The sequence below is a fragment of the Kitasatospora sp. NPDC059803 genome (genome assembly GCF_042732255.1).
Classification (GTDB): Bacteria; Actinomycetota; Actinomycetes; order Streptomycetales; family Streptomycetaceae; genus Kitasatospora.
In genome coordinates this window covers 1-1,551 of record NZ_JBHWIJ010000367.1, presented here as the reverse complement: position 1 = coordinate 1,551, position 1,551 = coordinate 1, and the positions used below count along the sequence as shown (strand labels likewise).

General features: G+C 74.4%; 2 protein-coding genes. One reads left to right on the top strand and one right to left on the bottom strand.

Annotation, left to right across the window (positions count from 1 at the left end):
• The first annotated feature begins 279 nt into the window (after positions 1-279).
• Positions 280-999: an SDR family NAD(P)-dependent oxidoreductase gene (locus ACFV6I_RS35485; RefSeq protein WP_063349393.1), complete on the top strand. Its 720-nt coding sequence runs from the start codon at positions 280-282 to the stop codon at positions 997-999.
• Between the two features lie 198 nt (positions 1,000-1,197).
• Here the strand turns inward: ACFV6I_RS35485 and ACFV6I_RS35480 are convergent.
• Positions 1,198-1,551, bottom strand: a 354-nt coding sequence (locus tag ACFV6I_RS35480; RefSeq protein WP_380430016.1) for an HAD-IC family P-type ATPase, incomplete at its 5' end; no start/stop codon positions are given.

Below are 1,551 nucleotides of genomic sequence, written 5' to 3'. Positions count from 1 at the left end.
GACGCATTGCCGTTCGTCGCGTCCCCGCTCATCGGAAAACTGCCGCACTACCAACCTAAGACGTATCAGGGTGCGAGAAGTTACGCCCGGGGGGTGTGAGCTGCCTCTCGCCACGCTCCGTGTGCACCTCGTGCCGAGCCCATATCACACGTTCCCGCGCGCGCGACGTCACCCTCCCCGCAGTCACGGCAACCGAGCGTGATAGGAATCGTGGCATTCCGGTACGGACCGTCCCGCACCCTCGCAGCGTGGCGGCGGAGCTGGGGAGGGAGTGCGCAGATGGCCAGGAACGTCGTTGTCACCGGCGGTGGCACGGGAATCGGGTACGAAGTCGCGCGGCGGTTCGCCGAGGCGGGCGAACGGGTCGTGATCGTGGGCCGCCGCCGCGCGGTCCTGGAGAAGGCCGCGGCGGACCTCGGGCCGAACGTCACCCCGCTGGTGTGCGATCTCGCCGACCCCGATGCCGTCGAGGCCGCGCTCGCCGAACTGCCCGAGCGGATCGACGTCCTGGTCAACAACGCCGGCAGCCGGGAGACCGTGATCGGCGCCGGGCCGCACGCCCTGCTGGCCCGCTGGCGCGGCGACTTCGAGCGCAACGTGCTGACCGTGGTGCTGCTCACCGAGTCGATCCGGGACCGGCTCACCCCCGGCGCCGGCCGGGTGGTCACCATCAGCTCGATCGCCGCCCTGCGCGGGGCCGGCTCGTTCGGCGCGGCGAAGGCCTCGCTGCACGCCTGGAACCACTTCCTGGCCGCCCAGTTGGGCACCTCCGGGATCACCGCCAACATCGTCGCGCCCGGGACGGTGGCCGGCACCGAGTTCTTCGGCCCCCGGCTGGACGAGGCCGAGGTCTCCCGCCGGGCGGCCCGCACCCTGCTGGGCCGGATCGGGGAGACCGGTGAGGTCGCGGCCGCGGTCTACTTCCTGGCCTCGCCCGAGGCCGGGTTCATCACCGGCGAGATCCTGCACTGCAACGGCGGCGAGCTGCTCGGGCGGTGACGCGGTGACGCGGTGACGCGTTGACGCGGTGGTGCTTTGGCGCGGTGACGCGGGGAAGGGCCCCGCCCCCTCGGGGACGGCCCCCCCCCCGCGCCCCGGGAGCCGGCAGGCCGTGCCCCCGCGCGCCGGGGGGGACGGCGCGGGCCCGGCCGCCGCCGCCCCGCCCCCCCCCCCCCCCTTCCGCGTCGCGCGGGCGGGTCAGGCGGGCTGGAAGCGGCGCAGCCGCAGGCTGTTGGTGACCACGAAGACCGAGGAGAAGGCCATCGCGGCGCCGGCGACCATCGGGTTGAGCATCCCGGCGGCGGCCAGCGGGATCGCTGCCACGTTGTAGCCGAAGGCCCAGCACAGGTTGCCCTTGATGGTGCCGAGCGTGCGGCGGGAGAGCCGGATGGCGTCGGCCGCCGAGCGAAGGTCGCCGCGGACCAGGGTGAGGTCGCCGGCCTCGATCGCGGCGTCGGTGCCGGTGCCCATGGCCAGGCCCAGGTCGGCCTGGGCGAGGGCGGCCGCGTCGTTGACGCCGTCGCCGACCATCGCCACGACCTTGCCCTCGGC

Bases quoted from the DNA above. Each gene is read 5' to 3' on its own strand.
- ACFV6I_RS35485 (WP_063349393.1), top strand. From the start codon at position 280: ATGGCCAGGAACGTCGTTGTCACCGGCGGTGGCACGGGAATCGGGTAC.